Here is a 17,564-nt window from a genome sequence, read left to right as displayed (position 1 = left end):
CTGGCGTGCTTTTTTAACCTCGTTCCTAGATGGATCTCAGGCAGACAGATCTGTCTTGGCTTCTTGGAATTCTTGTTCCAAATCGGTTCCTTCTTTGGTTGGAGGGCCGATATCAAGCAACGGCCGGCGTGGCGGAGTGATCTCGCAAGGCTGGCCAGGAAGATCACCTAGCACAGCGTGCATTATGTTGTACTCATGACGATGATGTTGCTGCCCAGGCCGTCGCGATACTGCGTAGACGACCATCTCCGTGGCGCCGCATATGTTCTCAAATTCATACAGATCCCACTGACGGCAATATCGCCCGTCTGTCGCATATTTCAGAACGCGATCGACGTAGACACGATAAATGAGGGTTCCCACTTTGCCTTTTTCGAATGTGACATTTAGCAGCAGCAGGAGCTGAAAGATCGAGATTGAGCAGGCCCACATCGCAGGTGGATTCTCGGCTTCCTGGTCGAGGCGAAACAGAATGGTCAACGCCGCCAATGCATCGAGATCTTGTTCTCGAACAAGTGAATCCAGCTGCAATTGAGTCGCTGGTGTGCGTACGGCCCCACCCGTCTTCAGCATCAGTCTTCGAACTCTCCCTCCCAATTGTGCAATCCAGGCTAGTGCGTGAGGCGCGACGCTGCCTTGGTGCCGTAACACCGTCCAGAGAACATGATTGATCAAGGCACGGCTACCGGGTGCCGCGAGATTTGCGAGATCGATAAACGTGCTGTTGGGCATTCGGGCGCCTTTACGAAAGAGCGCCATCTTTTCGTTCTTGTCTGGTTCCCCGAACCGATTTCGACCACTTTTGTGGGATTCGATGATTTTACGAATTGCGGTCGCAGTGTCTACCCGAAGGGCACCGGCGATGAAATAAAACCAGTGGATTGATCGAATCATATCCACTTGGTCGTCACGCCTACTTTTCCGAGTTTTCTTTGTTGTCTCAATGTCAATTTGATTGCCCAAAGCAAATTTCTCAAATCAAAAAATATTTTCAATAAAGTTGCATCTTTGGCAACCGTCGTTTTAAGGTAGTAAAGTGACAAAGAGTTCTGAAGTTTCGCCTAAGTATGCAGGTTTCACGGGGGGGGCTGTGCAACGGTGGATATATCATTAAATTAATTCGTCAGGTTTGCAAGTGATGAATTGCTATTTATTCTTGGGAAATATCCAGCACTACGGCAACTCAGAATTTGAGTTTGCATAGAGGAAATCTCGCTATTGCGTGCCGAGGACGATGAGGTTAGTGCTGGTTGGAAACTTTGCAGGCACTCGTTTGAGAGTGTTTTCGTGTTGCGAGCAACATTGCAGAGAGAGCCTTCGAAGAATGAAAATTCGACAGATGGCGGACCTGAAATTGAATTTTTTCGGAGCGATGCCGGCGATGTTGCCGAACGGAGATCGTCTATAGACGAAATTTAAAATTGACCTGCGGAAAAACTTGGTTTGTGAACCGTCGTGTGCGTTCACAAACCAATTTTTTCACGCGCCTAAAGCAAAAAACCGACCAGAGGCCGGCTTTTCGGGTACCGCACAATTGAGATGCGCAGCAGACTAGGAACCTGCAGTGTGCATTTTCAAGAGTCCCCCGTCAAGTTTTCTCCGCGGATTTTTGCGTCCATTTCAAACGTTTCTTTCGGGAAGCGAAAAAGGAACACGCATGTCCAAAATTGACAGGGCACCTGTTGCCACGCCACTTCGCAAAAAGCGCGCATCGCCGCGTAGTCCGCTGCAACGTCAAAAAAGAGCCCTCAAGCAAAAGCGTGGCCTTGGCTCGGGAGCCGCGTACCAATCTTTTATTCGAGTCGAAAGACATGAATTCGGTAGCGTTGGGCGTTCCCATATCTGGCTTGACCCGATCAATCCGAAAATCACCTCGCATTTACTGAGTGACCTTGAGCGCTACGTGCTGATGCACTTGGCGACGGCCGGCGCACAAGTTCGGAGTCAATATCCGTTGTGGCGAGCCGGCGTCGAGCCCGAATTCGTGGGAAGTACGGCCATTCCTAATAGCGGTTCCGTCAGGATCGCCAAAGAGATGAGCATCACGCACCCAGCGATGCAAGGGGAGTTTCTCGTCCTGACCCTGGACCTTCTGGCCAAGTTCGACAACGGCAAGTATTTGGCGATCTACGTCAAGTATCGTAAGGATCTGCCGCCGCGTGACAGTCGGGGGTACGAGTTGTATCAACTCGTGAAAAGGTACTGGCGCCGCCGAAACGTCCCGCTACTAGTCATCACGGAAGAGCAGGTCAAGATTCCCGAGACGATCCGCTGGCTGGATTGGGCGTCCTCGATCAGGGGAAGCTATGTACCTGGTACGGAGCACGCTCTCCTGGCATTGGTAAGGAAGGTCGTCACAGAAACTGATCCTCTGTCAACGATGCACGCAAGGATTAGCGCGCTTGGAGAGACCACGTGGGACGTTGTTCATGCAATCAAGTATGCCTTATGGACGGGTCACGTCAGCATCGATTTTCTGCCCGGTGGCGCAGATCTAAGTGAGGTCTGGAATATCAAGCTTCGAAAACACAGCGTAGGCGCGAGTTTTCGTCGCGTACTTGCCTTGGCGACCAAGATATAGGTGCGCTATGGATATCACCGCATTTGACTTTGTTCTCGTCAAGGCCCCGATTCCCGGCTTACCCGAAGGTATGTATCGCATTGTTTGGCATCTTGAGTCCAAGCCAGAGATTTTGCTTCTTGCAATGCCGAAGGCGAACGATCCAGACAAACCTTGGAAGCTTCAATCCAGCCTCAGCCAGCCCTATGTGTTGGCCAAGCCAACGTTGGAAAGGGCCATTGAGGAATCTGTGGCCGATGTCGCCAAGAGTACCGAATTCGCAGAGACCTCAAGAATTTCTGCTCGTGCCAATTTGAGCGAGCAAGAGAAGCAAAAGGAAAGCCTTTTGCGGGAGTTTGATTCCGTTAATTTATGGACCATCGTCGTCACCGGTGGCTGGTCTGCGGAAATGAGTCGGCTTTCGAAGAGGTACGGTTTTGGGGTGTCCACAGTGAAGAGACTGGTGACGACGTATTTGCTATCTGGTCGAAATTTCGAGGCGGCATCACAGAGGAGGCCGAGACCCAAGGGGCTTCCACGTGTGGTGAAGAAGAAGCTTGGTCGCACTCGCGACATAGTGAAAGCGGGGCGAAGTACCAATGAAGGTGTGAATAGCGCCGACTATGAGCCGTTAGTACGAAATTTCATGCGTGCGAGAGGGAAGAAGAGGGGGACGATTGCTGAGCAATACGACGACTTCTACACGAATTTCGCGATCGAAGGATTTTCGCAAGACGAACATGGCCGGCCAGTACCAGTTCGAATACCGATCGAGAAGCGCATCCGGGCTCCGGCATTCAGGGCACTCATAAAGAAGTTCGATATTGAGGGATACCTGACGAGAGATGAGTCGGAGCGGGTTACTCAAAAAAGGCAAAAGCTCAGATCAGGAAGTTCGCGAAGTCAATGCCCGTTTCCTGGGCATACCTATTTGATTGACTCCACCGTTGGAGATATTTATCTCGTCTCGGCATTTCACCGATGGCGAGTGATAGGTCGTCCAGTTATTTACATCGTGATAGATGCATTGACGTCATATATTTTGGCAATTCACGTGACGCTTTGGGGGCCAAATTTTAATGAGGCGAGGAGGGCAATTTACTTGGCGATGGCAGATAAAACTGCGTATCTGAGCTATTTAAATCTAGAGGAGTTTGCGCCCTACTTTCGCAAAGGCGTGCGCCCCAATTTCTTGTTTTACGACCGAGGCGAATTGCATTCGAAGAACGGTGAATACCTTGGGCAGGAGATGCAATTCTCGTCCTCGGTAGCTGCTGCTTATGCAGCCGTTTGGAAGACTTTGGTGGAGAGATCGTTTGGTGTTCTGAACAAAGAAGTGATTCATCGTGCTCCCGGCGCAGTGCCAAAAGAGCGAGAAAGAGGTGACCCCGACTACCGCTTGCAAGCCATGTATACGTTGTCTGAGTTCAGAAGATTGATGGCTTTGGCACAACTTAGATGGAATATAGGTAAGGACATGGGACAACATTTAAACAAGAACATGATGGTGGATTCGACGCAAGACGCTAACCCTTTAGCTATGTGGGATTGGGGCTTAGCCAATCTGCACGGCTCTCCGAGTTACTACTTGAAGGACCAGTTAATCTCTACTGTGTTAGCGCCGAAGGAAGTGCCCATTACCGGCGCTGGTTTTAAGCTGGACGATATGTCGCTTGGAGCTACGTGGATGGACGATCATCCGGATGTTCGGTTGGCGAGTTACATGAACACCAAGGCGCGGATCGCTTTTACACCAGAAAACCCGCGGATGGCCTATTGCCAGATGCCATCTGAGGCTACGTTCCGCGAGCTTCATCTGATCAATATCAAGGATTTTTCCACTGATATTTTGCTTCCATCGCTGGAAGATGAAGAAGATATGAACGCTCTGCGGAAGTTTGCCAATGAATACAAGGACGAGAACAACTTCAAGCTGTTGGATGAGGTGTCTGCAAAGGTGCATCAGATGGAGGCGGAAGCCAAGAAGGCTACAACTACCAGTGTTGCTGCTGCTTCTCCGACGATCAGTGGACGGGTGAATCATATGAAGAAACACCGTCATGTGGAAGACGAGTATGAACGTACTGGGAAATATCCCGAAACCGCTTCCGGTGCAACTCCTCCAGAAAAGCCTGCTGAACGAAGTCCGAGTGTAGCTGTAGCGCCATCAGTGGCAAAGCCAGTTAAGCATGTGCCAGTGCCTAGTGTGGCATCTGTCCAAAAAGCGATCAGTGACGAAATGGAAGGGTGGGGGGCATGACGCTTGCCGTGTATAGCGAAAAGGACGTTCATCCAAGCCATTTAGGCAACCCGCTGATTCTAGCGCTCCGCCCGAGTATGTCTGATGTTGACGCTTCGACGGCCTTGATGGTCAAGCCAGATTTGGTGGTCAGTGAAGAACGAAAATTGCCTCCACACGTCAGGGTGCATGGAGTGGCAGCGATTGCAGATATCTTTATACCGACGCAGAACACGATCAGCTTGTACTCTCGCGTGGACATCGAGCTTAAACGGGCGTTGCGCAGGAAGTCGCCATTTCTTGCGGAAACGCAAAGGAGATTGGATACGCTTCAAGAGACAGCATCCGACGCATGGAAGCAAACGGAGGGACAAATTGGAAAGGCAGTCAAGAGCAATAAAGATCCATTGCAAGAGATTGGCGCTGGCCTTCCCAATATCCGCTCGATACTGGTTGTTGGACCAAGTGGCAAAGGAAAGTCAACCTCAGTAAGACGTGTGCTTATGGCAAATAGCCAGGTCATCGAGCATCTGGAATTTGAAGGCAAGATATTCAGACAAAAGCAGCTGGTTTGGCTTTCTGTCCAGGCGCCGATCAACGCTTCTATTAGCGGTCTGTGTGAAAGTATCCTCCAAGCGATCGACCGAGCGCTGGGGCTGAGCGGTGATAAAAGCTACAGTAAGCAGTACACCGGGAAAAGGCTGACCAACGACGTTTTGATTGCAAAGGTTGCGCAGGTACTTGCCTCGCACTACTTGGGGATCTTGCATATCGACGATTTGCAAAGAATTGCGGAAGGGACGAAGGCGAATATCAGCGCCCTCATCAGTTTCATCATGCAGCTCTCCGATGTGGTCGGTTCTCCATTGGTTCTCTCGGGGACGCCAAAACTGGTCGGCATTTTGAGCCGCTCGGTAGAAGTGGCTCGACGCTGCTGTTCTGCTGGGATGGAGGAGTTGACGCTAGCCGACGAGTACATCGAGAAAGGTAATTTCGATCTTTTGATGAACGGTCTCTTCAAGTTTCAGTTGCTTCCCAAGGATTGCGAATCAAAAGAAAAGGTCACGAAGGTCATTCTGGAGCGCTCGCAGGACATCACCGCAGTGGCCGTGAGTTTGTTCATTCATGCGCAGATTATCGGTCTGCGCACAGGAAAAGAATCGCTTGATTCTGATCTGATCGAGCAAGCTTATGAAGGGTTGAGGCCTTTACACGTGGCGTTGGATGCTCTGCGAAGGAAGGATCACGATGCGTTGTCAAAATACGAAGATATCGTTTCAGTCAATGATGCGCTAAAGCTCGCGATATCAGGCGGAGCAATGTGAGCGGGGCGTAGGTTCGGCAGGCATGGTCAAAACAACGTGCCTTGCCGTGTTCGCCTGAAGCCTGATTGTTGCTCGCGGGCTAGCCAATCTGGCTCGTGAGCTTTGAGCCATCGCAGTGCTTCGGCAATTTTTGAGTCTGTAATATTCGGCGTGGCGCTTTCGCTATGAATGCTTCGTAGTGCGATATCTCTGAAGCGTCGGCGCGTGATCTCGTATGTCGTGCTCATGAGGAGTCTGAGGGCCGGCGCGGACGAGGATATCTCAACCATATTTTGATCGCGAGATCGGAGCAATTCTGCGCCCGTGGCGGAAATCGACCGATCGGCAGCAAGTACCGCGCGATATAGGCGATCAGTCTCGTCTTCAATAGGCGAGGGGAGTTTACTTGCGGGCGGAAAGGGCAACTCTGTACTGAACGCGGTTTCAGATTCGAAAGCGAAATCCCAATGGTCGATGGGGATGAAATGGGCAATCAGTGCTGACCACTCTATGGGGTGCAGGGTAGCGTGGGGTAGAGAGTGTTTCTCGATGGACCGCAGTAGCGCTTGAATTTCCAGAATATCTAATCCGATAAGTGGCGTCAGGAAATTCTGACGGCAATCCCTCAGCATATCTTGGAAGAGAGTGTGCTTTGTGAGAGTAGATGTTCCCTCTTTGCTTGCTTGGGTAAGTATTTTTGAAAGAAGTGGGGCGCTTAGATGTCGTTGCCTGCTGAGAAAAGTCGCTGCCTTTGCGAGTGTGGAGAGGGTTCGCTCGATCTCTGGCTTTAGTGATACGGGGGGCGTACTGGCGATGTCTGTTGCTCTTGGCGGCAATGCCCAGGAACGCTTGCTTGATTGACCACCACGGAGAGGTGTCAAAAGTACGTTATGAACTGGGCATAGCCACGCACCAGGTAGTTGATGCGCGTTATGCCAATAGGAATAGCCGTGCTGCTTGGCGTCATCGCGTACGCAATGGAGGCAGTATTTCAGTGGGTGCTCAAGAAAATCTTTATGCCCAAACAATCCATATTTCTTGCTCAGGGAATTCGTTGGGGAGGCGCGGCGGGCGGCCACAAATGATGCAGCCTGGTGTTCTGTCAGGAAAGCGAGATAAATGCCGGCAATTGATTGCTCGGTCAGTAGGCTCAGCGGACTGGGTGCGTCTACCTCCAGGGCGAGGAAGTGCTCAAGGCTGCTAGGGATTTGATGGTTAGTGCTTGCCTGGTCATCCCCAAACAAGATTCGACTGGTTGCGGCTGAAGAAGCGTGGCCGGACAAACGATGGTAATGGGCACACTGACTATAGAAGGTTTCATCAACAGCACGCTGAGGGAAGAAAGAGATTTCCATGACGTCGTCTCGTGTAGATGGGCGCTTACGGGCTTACTGAGATTGACTTCGAGTTTGGACGCAGCGGCGTGCCTAAAAAACTATAGGCTAGTTGTAACTGCAGGCTGACCTTAAAAGGAGTTTTCGATGTTGAGTTTCGATGTGCCAGAAGTAGAAGATGAGCTGTACTACAGCTGGTTTATTGCTTTGTTTAAGCGTTCTGGTTACCGCAGTGTGAAAGAATTTCAGAAAATGTTGAGAGGGCATCGGACGTTAGCTCTACTTTCGCAAGCGATGCATCCTGCGGAGCTGTTCGGACTTCAGCAGTACTCGCAGAGGGATTATTCGCCTGAGAAAATTGCTTCCTTAACGATTTTTCCATACTTCCGTCCCTTTATTTCCGAGTGGGGGCGCGAGAAATTCGTGGACCAATGGAACGATGTGTCGCAACGTGATCGCGGATATCTATCGACATCAAGTTTCATGGCTGACGGGGTCAAGTATTGCCATGGTTGCCGTCAGCTAGATTTTCTTGATAGTGGACGGTATGTATGGAGGAGAAGCCATCAGTTGCCCGGCGTATTTGTTTGCGAACAGCATGGACAACCTCTGTGTGTAATCAAAGAGTACGCAACTAAATGTGAAATAGCATTGGAAGCGTTAGCAATGAAAGGGGAGCAAATTGTTGATGATGTGAGCGATGATCTAATTTGGTTGGCTCAAAAGTCGAAAGAACTGCTGGACCTCGCCCAGCCATTTTACTCTGACCGTGTACTTAAGGCGTTGTATGGCGATGGCTTTGACCAATTGATTCCCTACAAGCGGGTGACTGGATGGACTGAATTTTGGTCGGAGAAAACATTGTTGTTGCTACTGCGCCAATATGGTGCATTAGGCGCTACTCATCCCGATCATCCGCGTAGAAATCCTATCCGTGGAAAGATACTAAAAATTGGTGATAGCTCAAGGCCGCTTATGTTTTTATTGGACGCCAAAGGCTATTGCGAAGATTTGGAATCGCACTTCAAGGTGTGTCGTCTCTTTGAAGAGAGTACATCGCAAAAACAATCTGCCAACTAGAGTAGGAATTTTGTGGTTCGGGTTAATTGAATTGAAGTGCCATCTGTGTCGAGAGGAAGCCGTCTTCATAACATGGGAAAATTTAATTCCGTGTTTCCTACTATTTTTAATTTCCCAAGTCATCTTGCCATATCGAAAAAGATAGATGGGGGCGAATCAAAGGCCGTCGTCAGGTCGTTTTTTGGGGGCGCGGCAGGCGAAAGAGCCAGCCGTTGCAGCAAGTTCTTGGCACTTACTAAAGATGATCTTTCAAAGATTTAAGGTCGTTCAAAATATTGAGTCGGGGACGGCTGCACATTATCTTTCTATGTCGTCGGTCTGGAGCCGAGGACTCGCTCTAGGTGTTTTCTGAGGCAATAATCCGCATGGAATAAGTCTCCTGGCGCTTCACCGCATTTAAATGAGAGCATTTCAGAAAAGGAGAGAGGAGTGAGAGATCTTGGGGAAATGGGAGAAAGTACATTTAGCCTTTGGTGCGCCCAAGCTGGACTAGCAAGTAACGGCTCTAAAATTGATAAACATGGATGGGATTTCTTCGTTGAATTTCCTTCCGAGCCGAGTATTGACGTAGAAATTCTTCATCAGCCTGCCATTGAATGTAAGGTTCAAGTTAAAGCCACTGATAAGACCAAGCGAAAGCTCGCTATTAAATTGTCTAATTTAAGGCGCTTGATCACGGCCTCAATGCCTGCTTTTTTTGTATTCATTGAATTCGATGGCGGAGATAGCGCCGCAAAAGCATTTTTAGTTCATGTCAACAAAGATTTGATTACAAAAACGCTAGAGAGAATTCATCAGCTCGGAAGCGAGGGGGAAATAGATCTTCATAAGAGATCAATGACAATCCAGTATGGTCCGGAAAATGAAATCGGATCTATGACTGGTTCAGCTCTTAAGGCTGCAATCGAAGGACATGTCCCGCGGGGGATGATGAATTACGTTTCTGAGAAAAACGAGCACCTACGCACTACGGGCTTTGAAGATGGGTTTGCCCAAATGCGCATCACTACATCGGGTGAGGAAAATTTAATTGATTTGATCGATGTTTCTATTGGTCTTAAAAAATCTGTTCAAATTGCGACATTTGAAAGTGCTTTTACCAGATTTGGGATTAAAACATCCGATCCCTCCTCGGTTCACTCAGATGCCCGCCTTGAGATGCCTGATCTCAAACCAAGCGACATAGGAAAAATTATTTTCAAGGAGGATCCACTCCTTCCTGGGCTAGCGTTTCCTTGTCGCTACTACTACTCGCCATTGAACAAAGTTGTACCGAAAAAATTCGTAAAAATACGAATCGAAGCAGATTGTTTTGACTTGGTAATAAATCCATTTACGGGTGCCGCTACGTATAGTTTCAATGCAGGTGCGGGCGTCCGCCTTCAAGTGAAGGAGCTTAGAAACGTCATCAGGCTGATGTACATGCTGTCATCTTCGGCGAAGTCCATTTCTCTCAGCATGATGACAAGTACATTTAAAAACGTTGGCTTTTGGATCAATGCCGCCGATGTGCCTTTCGCATACACCAAACTACTAGATGCCCTTGATACAGCGGTAAAAATTTGCGACTACTTTGAAATGAGTGAGCCCGTGCTTGTGTCGCTGGAAGAGGTGATGCGGGATGCTCCTAAAATTAATTCACTGATCCTCGTGATAAGTGGAAACCCTCGCACTGTTCGGTGTGACTTCTCAATTCAGGGCGAAGATTGGGATCCTTCTAAAGAAACCGCGTGCGTTGCCGTCAGCTCGATACGAATTGGCCGTAGAATTTTCGGAATTATTTTTGTCATTATCGGAAAGGTGACTGAAATAGGTGAGAATCGTTACTCACTGGCCGGAACACTTACCAAAGTTGAGCGAAAATTTGTATCTCTAGAAGATGGGGAGTTGAATCGGGATGATGTAATTTCCGCCGTAGAGGAAATCGAGAAGATATACGAGGCGGGCTACCAGGTCATCACCACTGTTGATAAATCGGCCGCCTGAATATTCTCTGCAAGGAAATCACGCCGTCTTTTTCAGCAGTGCTGAGCATGCTGTGGGATTTTCGGCCCTGTGGAAGGTCATCCTCTAGACGTAAAGACTGTAGATCGTGATGCACGGTCGTTGGCCAAATTTAAATTCTGGTGACCATGCTTGGAATTTATGAGAGTGGTCTCAATCTTGATGTATCGTCTTCGCTCATATTTATTTCCTCGGTTGCCTCAAATTTTGGCTCGAAGATGTCTGTGGAAGTCTGGTCAGTCCAAATGCCGTTCGGCCGCACAGCTCACTGAAATACCGGTCGCAGGCACCGCAGGCTACACTACCGGCAACAACCCCAGTACCACTGCGGCTTTCCGCTTAGACTAACTTCAAGTCTGAACCAGTTGTTTCAGGCCGGCCAGGTTAATCTGCAAGCAAATAAAAAAGGGTCGACCGCAATGCGACATCGTAACGGCCTCCTGCTTCAGAAACCTCTCCTCTCTATTTTTGTAATATTTTCTTGAGTCAGCTATGACAGCTCTTGTCTTCGCACTTCAGTCCGAGCAAATATGTATAGCGATGGACACCTTGGTAATTGGTGCCAAGGACAGAATGCCACTTTATTTTCAACGAAAATTCTTGTCGATTCCAGAGAGTGATTTGGTTGTTGCCGGGACAGGCCATGCAGGCTTCATCAATGGATGGCTTCAGTTTCTACAGGCCCATTTCCGAGAAACGACGATTGACGATTTGGATGCGGAGGTCCCAGGCATCCTTTGTGCATCTGTTGAAGCCGTAGGGGGGCTAGACGGCCTGACAGCGACGATTTACCACTTTGGCTACTCAATCAAAGAATGTAAGTATGTCGGGTATGTATATCGTTCTGAACGAAACTTTCGCTCTGAAAGACTTCAGGAAGGTCTGGGCTATAAGCCGGTCATTCCAATCGCAACAAGTGATGACATTCGCTTTCCTGACTTTCTCATTGGGATCATATTGGAGCAGCAGCGCCGAGACAATCTTCAGCCAATAACTGAAAGGGTTGGCATAGGCGGTGAAATTGAGTTTGTCGTTATGTCAGATCGATTGATCAATGTTGAAACCGTATATCGTTTTTCTTCGTATGAATCGGAGCTGATCCAGATCGGACGGCGTACAAAAGCATAAGCATGTTTCTCATGAAGGGCATTTGGAAAAATCGAGGCAATTAACAATTGTTGATTTGCTCGCAGAGATTTGACCGCCTCTGCGCTGAGCTAGGCGAAGAGCTTGGCTGTGAAGTCGTCGAGCGAGCTTGGCAAACGCATTGCTGGATAAGCGGGGCGCCGATATCGGATTGGATGTGGTGGCGAACTGCGTTGCGGGAAATGTAGAGCGTTGCCCGCGATTTCTCGAATTGAAATGCGGCCTCTGATATACCAGCGTCGAAGATTCCAAGTAGGGCCACGTCTATCACTCCGTTCTCCTGCGCGCTGTCAATGGGCCAACTTTGCATGCAAATCTCTCGGGAACGCGGAGCAGTTCTCAATGCAAATTAATATTGCTACTTCGCCATTTCATTTTGAAGGCGTTTCCACAATGGTCTGAGCTGACGTTTAATGTGGTTAGATTTCATTATGTCTGCCGCCCGGTATCCATAACTCAAGAAATTGCGCCGACCAACACAGGAATACATACGGTATAGCTTCTTCTTGAACAAAGGGCGTGCTTCTTCGCCGCGAGAACTTCGTAAAGCATTGCGGCTTTCCATTGTCGCCTTTGCTAAGGCCGTTCCTTTTCGCATTCGTTCTGAGAAGCGTGCCAATGAAGCTGATCGTAATAAAACGCGCTGGCCATCAAAGAGAAAACCCAGATATTGGAGCGGTTTGTCTGCCTGCAGCACCCCAGTAGCTAAAGAGAACGTCCTTCTTTCGGTTTTCTTTTCTTGTATTTGTAGTCGGATTTTCTTGATCTCATCCAGTGCAAGCGCATATAAATCGTCCCCCATGTTTTGGGGACAAACGATTAAGATATCGTCGCAATATCTTAGGTAGATCCCTTGAACATTGCTGATTGCAGTGCTCAGTCTTCGGTCAAATTCAAGCATGTAGATATTGGAGAGAAGCGCGCTTATGGAGGTGCCTTGGGGGATGCCTGTCTTCTCTCTATGCGTTTTTATCAATTTTTCTGATGTTCGCACCTTATCTCGGAACTCATTTGGTTCGCACAAGCGCCTGCGACGAACACCAAAGTTACGCCGAGTAATGCCAAGCGCTGCATGGAGTTCCTCTTTCGGAACGATCGAATATTTGGTTAGCGAACGAAAGACAGAGTAGTGATCGGCCGGCAAAGATGGCTCCGCGAGTAATGCTCGCCATCTGTCTTTAAGGTAGCTATGGTTGAGATTGTCGAAAAAGCCTTGAATATCTAATCCGATAACATCGCATGCGCCGAACTGCCGAATGCTTTCAAACGCTTCGGCCGCGAAATGTATGTTGCTTTTGCCGAGCGATCGAAATGCCAAAATGGATTTAGTTAGTCCATGTTCTGTCAACTTGGTCTCATAAAGAGCAGCAAGTTTCCGTGCATAAAACGAATAGATATGACTGTCGAGATGGGACGCGTAGACGATTGGGCGATTCTTTTCTTTGCGTTCTAGTTGTCTTGAGGTTTTGTCGAACTTTACTTTGACTGATTTAACAGTGAAGTGGATGAGCGGATAAAACGAGTGACTTGCCACTCGAGACGAATTATTTACCAGACGTTCTGCGCTGGAGCGATCAACTGGTTCATCAAAGTGTAAATAGCGTCGACGTCTAAACCAGTCTGATGTATCCATACTATCCCCCCAAAGGATAGATCTAGCAAACCGGGGAGGCGATTGATGGCGGCGATCAGTTTTTCGCCCACCCCGGATAACCAAAATAATCTTATTACCATCTGCCCGACTTAAAGCCGAGGCGAGCCGCATATGTTAGCAATGATGTATCGTGTACATATCAGAGTCGAGGTAAATGTGATTACGCTCTATCCAGTCGTGTTGTCGATGCTGCTGGCGGCCCTCTCAGGGATGCCGGCGGGTATTGACAACCTGTACGGTGCCTCAACTCCACGTTCAAGCTGAGCTTTTTAAATATACGTCACAATTTCCGCCAGCTCAACAGTGGTGACGAAAAATCAACAAAAAGTATCCACTTATCGATTGCGGGTGTGATTGAGCCTCTGTGAAGTGGCTTCGCTGGGTGCGGGCTTGTGCAAGCGGAGTCGTAGATTCATCTCTCGGGAGCCGAACGCGAAGGGTGGGCCGACTAGCTTTCAGTGGGCACTCACGAGTCATCCAGCGTGTAGCGTTTTTCAACAGATTCAAGTGGTACCGGCACAGCTGCGTCCACTTTTTCTCTCCATCTCTACATCTACTTCGTACCAACACAATGCATCCCCATGCGTTGACAACCAGCTTTTGCCTGTTTACTATTCAAACACGTATTAATACAAGCAAATACATGTAATGAGTCGATTAAGTACATCTAATCGGTGCTCATGCTGTTGTTGGCCACCCAGCCGGTATGCCGGACGTTGCGGTGCCTCACTTTTAAACGTCGATGGAGACAGGGATGAGACTGAATGATGAAGAAACCGCCATGCTCAATGGCGAGTGCGGGAAGGTGTTGCAGATGGCCATGCGCCATCAGGTGCAGGTAGGGGAGTTCTTCGGGGCCGCAGATTTCGTGCCGGTCACCCAGGCACACATCATGGCGGACACTGAAAGCCTGGGCCAGGCCGGCGTGCTCTGGCTCGAAAAGCTGGCAGAGATCAATGCGGGTGGCGCAGGCCTGCGCGGTGTGCGCATTCCGACCATCACCGATCCGCGCGGTACTGACTTCGCCCATGCCAACAACCTCGGCCAGCGCGACTGGATGGTCGACCTGGAGCGCCGCGCCATTGGCGCCTTCGAGCGTCTGGGCGTGAGCATGACCGATACCTGCATCAACTACCAGACAGTGCTGGCGGCCACGCGTGGCGAACACGTTGCTTTCGGTGACACCGGTGTAGTGATCTATTCCAATTCCGTGTGCGGTGCGCGCTCCAACTTCGAGGGCGGCCCGTCGGCGCTGTCGGCAGGCCTGACCGGCCGCACGCCGCGTTACGGCTTCCACCTGCCGGAACGCCGTATGGCGACACGCCGCTTCGTGGTCGACGTTACGCCGACCAGCTGGAACGAGTGGGGCGCGCTGGGCGGCGTTATCGGCCGTCTCGCCGGCAATTATTGGGAAGTGCCGGTGATTGAAGGCATCGAAGGTGCGCCGACATCGGACGACCTCAAGCACTTTGGCGCGGCCATGGCGAGTTTCGGCTCCATCGCGCTGTTCCATATCGTCGGCGTGACGCCCGAGGCATCCTGCCTGGCCGACGTTGGCGGCGATCGTCTGCCAGTGCATCACCGTATCGACCGTCAGCAGATCGAAGCCCTGGCGGCGAGCTATGCAGTGACCAAGCAGGTGGATGTGGTGGTGTTCTCGGCGCCGCAACTGAGCATTTATGAGCTGCGCCAACTGGCTGAATTGTGCGATGGCCGCCGCTTCAAGGTTCCGCTGCTGGCGGTGACCAGCCCGCAGGTGTCGCCGGATTCCGAGCGTTTCGGCTATACCAAACGGATTGAGGCGGCTGGCGGCACGGTGCTGTCCGGCATGTGCTTCTACCAGTCGTATGCCCGCGAAATGGCCGAGGCCAAGGGCTGGAAGACCCTGGCCACCAACAGCGCAAAGCTGGTCAACATCCTGGGCGGCTATGGCTACACGCCGATGCTGGCGTCCATGGCGCAATGTGTCGAAGCAGCAGAAAAAGGAGAACTGGCATGACCGAACTCGTCTTCACCGCGCGTCACGCGCTGGGCAACAAGGTGACAGCACAGGCGCTGGTCGCCAAGGATGGTTTTTCCGCACGTTACGACCTGAACCGCCTGGAAGGCGTGTTCTCCCGTCCGGCGCACAAGCTGGTGGGGCAGTCGTATGTCGGCCGCATCCTGATTCTGGATACCGCCAAGGGTGGTGTCGCCAGCGCCTGGATGCTACACGAAATGCAGTCGCGCCACATGGCACCGGTGGCGATCGTCTTCAATACCGTCAATCCGATTCTGGCGCAGGGTGCCGCGCTGGGCGACATCGCCATGTTGGCGGGCTTCGATGAAGACGTGACGGCGGCCATCCCGCACGGTGCGATCGTCGAGGTGGACCCTGAAGCCAAGACCCTGCGGGTGGTAGCGCAGCCGGATGACGCCGTGGCGCAGGATAAATTCCGCCACGGGCAGCCGGACTTGTCGCCGGTGCATGTCGTGCCACGCGGCTGACGCAATACGAGGGTGTCATGGGGATGAAGGACGGGGGAGGGCGCTGGTCGTTCTTGCGTCTGCAAGGCGACCACACGATGCTGCTGTGGGCGGTGGTCGCAGGATTGGCAGGGGCATTGGCGACGGCGGCCTTCCGGGAAGCCATCGATCTGCTGCAGCGGATGATCGGTAGCCGTCCCGGCGACTTTGTGCAGATGGCGCGGCATTTGCCGTGGCCGCTGCGCTTCGCGTTGCCGGCCGCAGGGGGTGTGATTGCGGGGCTTTGTCTCGTGATCGCGCAAAAGCGGCCATCGCCCAAAGGTGGCGCGGACTACATGGACGTGATCGTGGTCGGCAACGGCGCGATCCCCGTCTGGCAAAGTCTGTGGCGCAGTCTCTCGTCTCTTTTCTCCATTGCAAGCGGTGGGTCCATTGGTCGCGAAGGCCCGATGGTGCAGTTGGCGGCCCTTTGCGCCTCGCTGATCGGCCGGGTTGTCCGCTTCGACACGGCGCGCCTTCGCGTGCTCGTGGCTTGTGGCGGCGCGGCGGGTATCACCTCCGCCTACAATGCACCGATCGCTGGCGCATTTTTCATCTGTGAGCTCGTGCTGGGCTCCATGGCCATGGAATGGTTCGGGCCGATTCTGGTGGCTTGCGTCGTTGCCAATATCGCCATGCGCAAACTGGGTGGTTATCACCCGCCTTACGAGATGCCGGCATTTCCCGCGATCGAGGGCATGGAAGTGGTGCCGTTCGTGCTGTTAGGGCTGCTCTGCGGCGTGCTGGCACCGCTGTTCCTGAGGACGATTACGGTCTCCAAGCGGTGGGTGGCCGGTTTTACCATGCCCTTGCCGGTCAAGTTGGGGTATGGCGGCCTGGCAGTTGGCTTTGTGTCTATTTGGGTGCCGGAGGTGTGGGGCAATGGCTATGAAGTGGTCAGTGCGCTGCTGCACAATCCCTGGACGTGGCAGGCGCTGTTGCTGGTTCTGGCGGCCAAAATCGTGGCAACTATGGCCAGCGTTGGATCCGGTGCTGTGGGCGGTGTTTTCACGCCGACTCTGTTCGTCGGGGCGGTGCTGGGCAATCTGATCGGCCTTGGCGTGCATGCCATGTGGCCTGCAGCTGCCGCGGCGCCCTATGCCTACGCCATGGTGGGAATGGGCGCGTTCCTGGCGGCGGCGACGAACGCGCCGATGATGGCGATCCTGATGATTTTCGAGATGACCTTGTCGTATCAGATCGTTCTGCCTTTGATGCTTTCCAGCGTGCTGGCCTATTTTGTCGCGCGCAGCACGCAACAGACCGTGATGTATGAGGTGACCGAGCGTCGTCAGCATGACCTGCGTGACCGTCTTCGGCTGGCTGAAACCCGGATGGCCGACTTGCTACGCCCGGCGGAAACTGTGGTGCCTCTGACGGCGGGCCTGGACGAGATGATGAGCATGTTTACCGCGCATTCGGTCAAATACCTGTATGTCACTGATGAGGAAGGCGGTTTCCGTGGCGTGGTGGCGCTGCGGGAGCTGACTACGTATCTGCACAGCGGCGGGGAAGGGAGGTCGATGGCAGCGGACTTCCTGACACCGGGGTTCTACGTCCTCACCTCCGATATGTCCCTGACGGACGCGCTACACCTGTTCCGTGAATTCAAGGGGGAGCGACTCCCTGTCATCAACGACAAGTTGATGTCCCGGCATCTGCTGGGGGTGGTCCATAAGACGGCGTTGCTCGACGCTTATGTCCGCCTCGGCCCGGCGCCAGCGGCGAGCCGCTGATG

General features: G+C 51.7%; 12 protein-coding genes. 9 read left to right on the top strand and 3 right to left on the bottom strand.

Annotation, left to right across the window (positions count from 1 at the left end; translation table 11 throughout):
- Positions 1 to 36: 36 nt before the first annotated feature.
- Complete coding sequence (locus ACLRDN_RS27175) at positions 37 to 963, bottom strand: hypothetical protein (protein WP_413460522.1); 927 nt, start codon at positions 961 to 963, stop codon at positions 37 to 39.
- A 694-nt stretch (positions 964 to 1,657) separates the two neighbouring features.
- Between ACLRDN_RS27175 and ACLRDN_RS27170 the strand changes: the two genes are divergently transcribed.
- The 3 genes from ACLRDN_RS27170 to ACLRDN_RS27160 are packed head-to-tail and all read left to right on the top strand — an operon-like array spanning position 1,658 to position 6,124.
- Complete coding sequence (locus ACLRDN_RS27170; RefSeq protein ID WP_413460521.1) at positions 1,658 to 2,581, top strand: hypothetical protein; 924 nt, start codon at positions 1,658 to 1,660, stop codon at positions 2,579 to 2,581.
- Positions 2,582 to 2,588: 7 nt separating this feature from the next.
- Positions 2,589 to 4,820 (top strand): hypothetical protein, encoded by a 2,232-nt coding sequence (locus tag ACLRDN_RS27165; protein WP_413460520.1) that lies wholly within the window; start codon positions 2,589 to 2,591, stop codon positions 4,818 to 4,820.
- Positions 4,817 to 6,124: an AAA family ATPase gene (locus tag ACLRDN_RS27160; RefSeq protein ID WP_413460519.1), complete on the top strand. Its 1,308-nt coding sequence runs from the start codon at positions 4,817 to 4,819 to the stop codon at positions 6,122 to 6,124. Before ACLRDN_RS27165 ends, ACLRDN_RS27160 begins: the two co-directional genes overlap by 4 nt.
- A gap of 26 nt (positions 6,125 to 6,150) precedes the next feature.
- Here the strand turns inward: ACLRDN_RS27160 and ACLRDN_RS27155 are convergent, their stop codons facing one another.
- Entirely contained in the window at positions 6,151 to 7,458 is a 1,308-nt protein-coding gene (locus ACLRDN_RS27155) for a TniQ family protein (protein ID WP_413460518.1), read from the bottom strand.
- Positions 7,459 to 7,584: 126 nt separating this feature from the next.
- On the opposite strand from ACLRDN_RS27155, the gene ACLRDN_RS27150 reads away from it, so the two are divergent.
- From ACLRDN_RS27150 to ACLRDN_RS27140, 3 genes are all read left to right on the top strand, one after another.
- The gene (locus tag ACLRDN_RS27150) at positions 7,585 to 8,517 is read left to right on the top strand and encodes a TniQ family protein (protein WP_413460517.1); all 933 of its coding nucleotides are present in this window, start codon (positions 7,585 to 7,587) and stop codon (positions 8,515 to 8,517) included.
- A 429-nt stretch (positions 8,518 to 8,946) separates the two neighbouring features.
- The gene (locus ACLRDN_RS27145) at positions 8,947 to 10,503 is read left to right on the top strand and encodes a hypothetical protein (protein WP_413460516.1); all 1,557 of its coding nucleotides are present in this window, start codon (positions 8,947 to 8,949) and stop codon (positions 10,501 to 10,503) included.
- A 510-nt stretch (positions 10,504 to 11,013) separates the two neighbouring features.
- Positions 11,014 to 11,649: a hypothetical protein gene (locus ACLRDN_RS27140; RefSeq protein WP_413460515.1), complete on the top strand. Its 636-nt coding sequence runs from the start codon at positions 11,014 to 11,016 to the stop codon at positions 11,647 to 11,649.
- Between the two features lie 376 nt (positions 11,650 to 12,025).
- Here the strand turns inward: ACLRDN_RS27140 and drt2 are convergent, their stop codons facing one another.
- A complete protein-coding gene (drt2, locus tag ACLRDN_RS27135; RefSeq protein ID WP_413460514.1) occupies positions 12,026 to 13,300 on the bottom strand; it encodes an antiviral reverse transcriptase Drt2 in 1,275 nt (424 codons plus the stop codon).
- A gap of 775 nt (positions 13,301 to 14,075) precedes the next feature.
- Here drt2 and ACLRDN_RS27130 point away from each other — a divergent pair.
- From ACLRDN_RS27130 to ACLRDN_RS27120, 3 genes are read left to right on the top strand one after another with little or no spacing between them, the layout of a single operon-like run.
- Entirely contained in the window at positions 14,076 to 15,320 is a 1,245-nt protein-coding gene (locus tag ACLRDN_RS27130) for an aconitase X (protein WP_413460513.1), read from the top strand.
- Complete coding sequence (locus ACLRDN_RS27125; protein WP_413460512.1) at positions 15,317 to 15,808, top strand: aconitase X swivel domain-containing protein; 492 nt, start codon at positions 15,317 to 15,319, stop codon at positions 15,806 to 15,808. The genes ACLRDN_RS27130 and ACLRDN_RS27125 overlap by 4 nt, the downstream gene beginning before the upstream one ends.
- A gap of 17 nt (positions 15,809 to 15,825) precedes the next feature.
- Positions 15,826 to 17,562, top strand: a complete 1,737-nt coding sequence (locus ACLRDN_RS27120) for a ClcB-like voltage-gated chloride channel protein (RefSeq protein WP_413460511.1) — start codon at positions 15,826 to 15,828, stop codon at positions 17,560 to 17,562.
- The last annotated feature ends 2 nt before the right edge of the window (positions 17,563 to 17,564 follow it).

Origin of the sequence: Herbaspirillum huttiense (assembly GCF_047300815.1) — a bacterium.
Classification (GTDB): domain Bacteria; phylum Pseudomonadota; class Gammaproteobacteria; order Burkholderiales; family Burkholderiaceae_D; genus Herbaspirillum; species Herbaspirillum huttiense_A.
The sequence above is the reverse complement of the archived record's forward strand: the minus strand, read 5'-3'. Positions and strand labels throughout refer to the sequence as shown.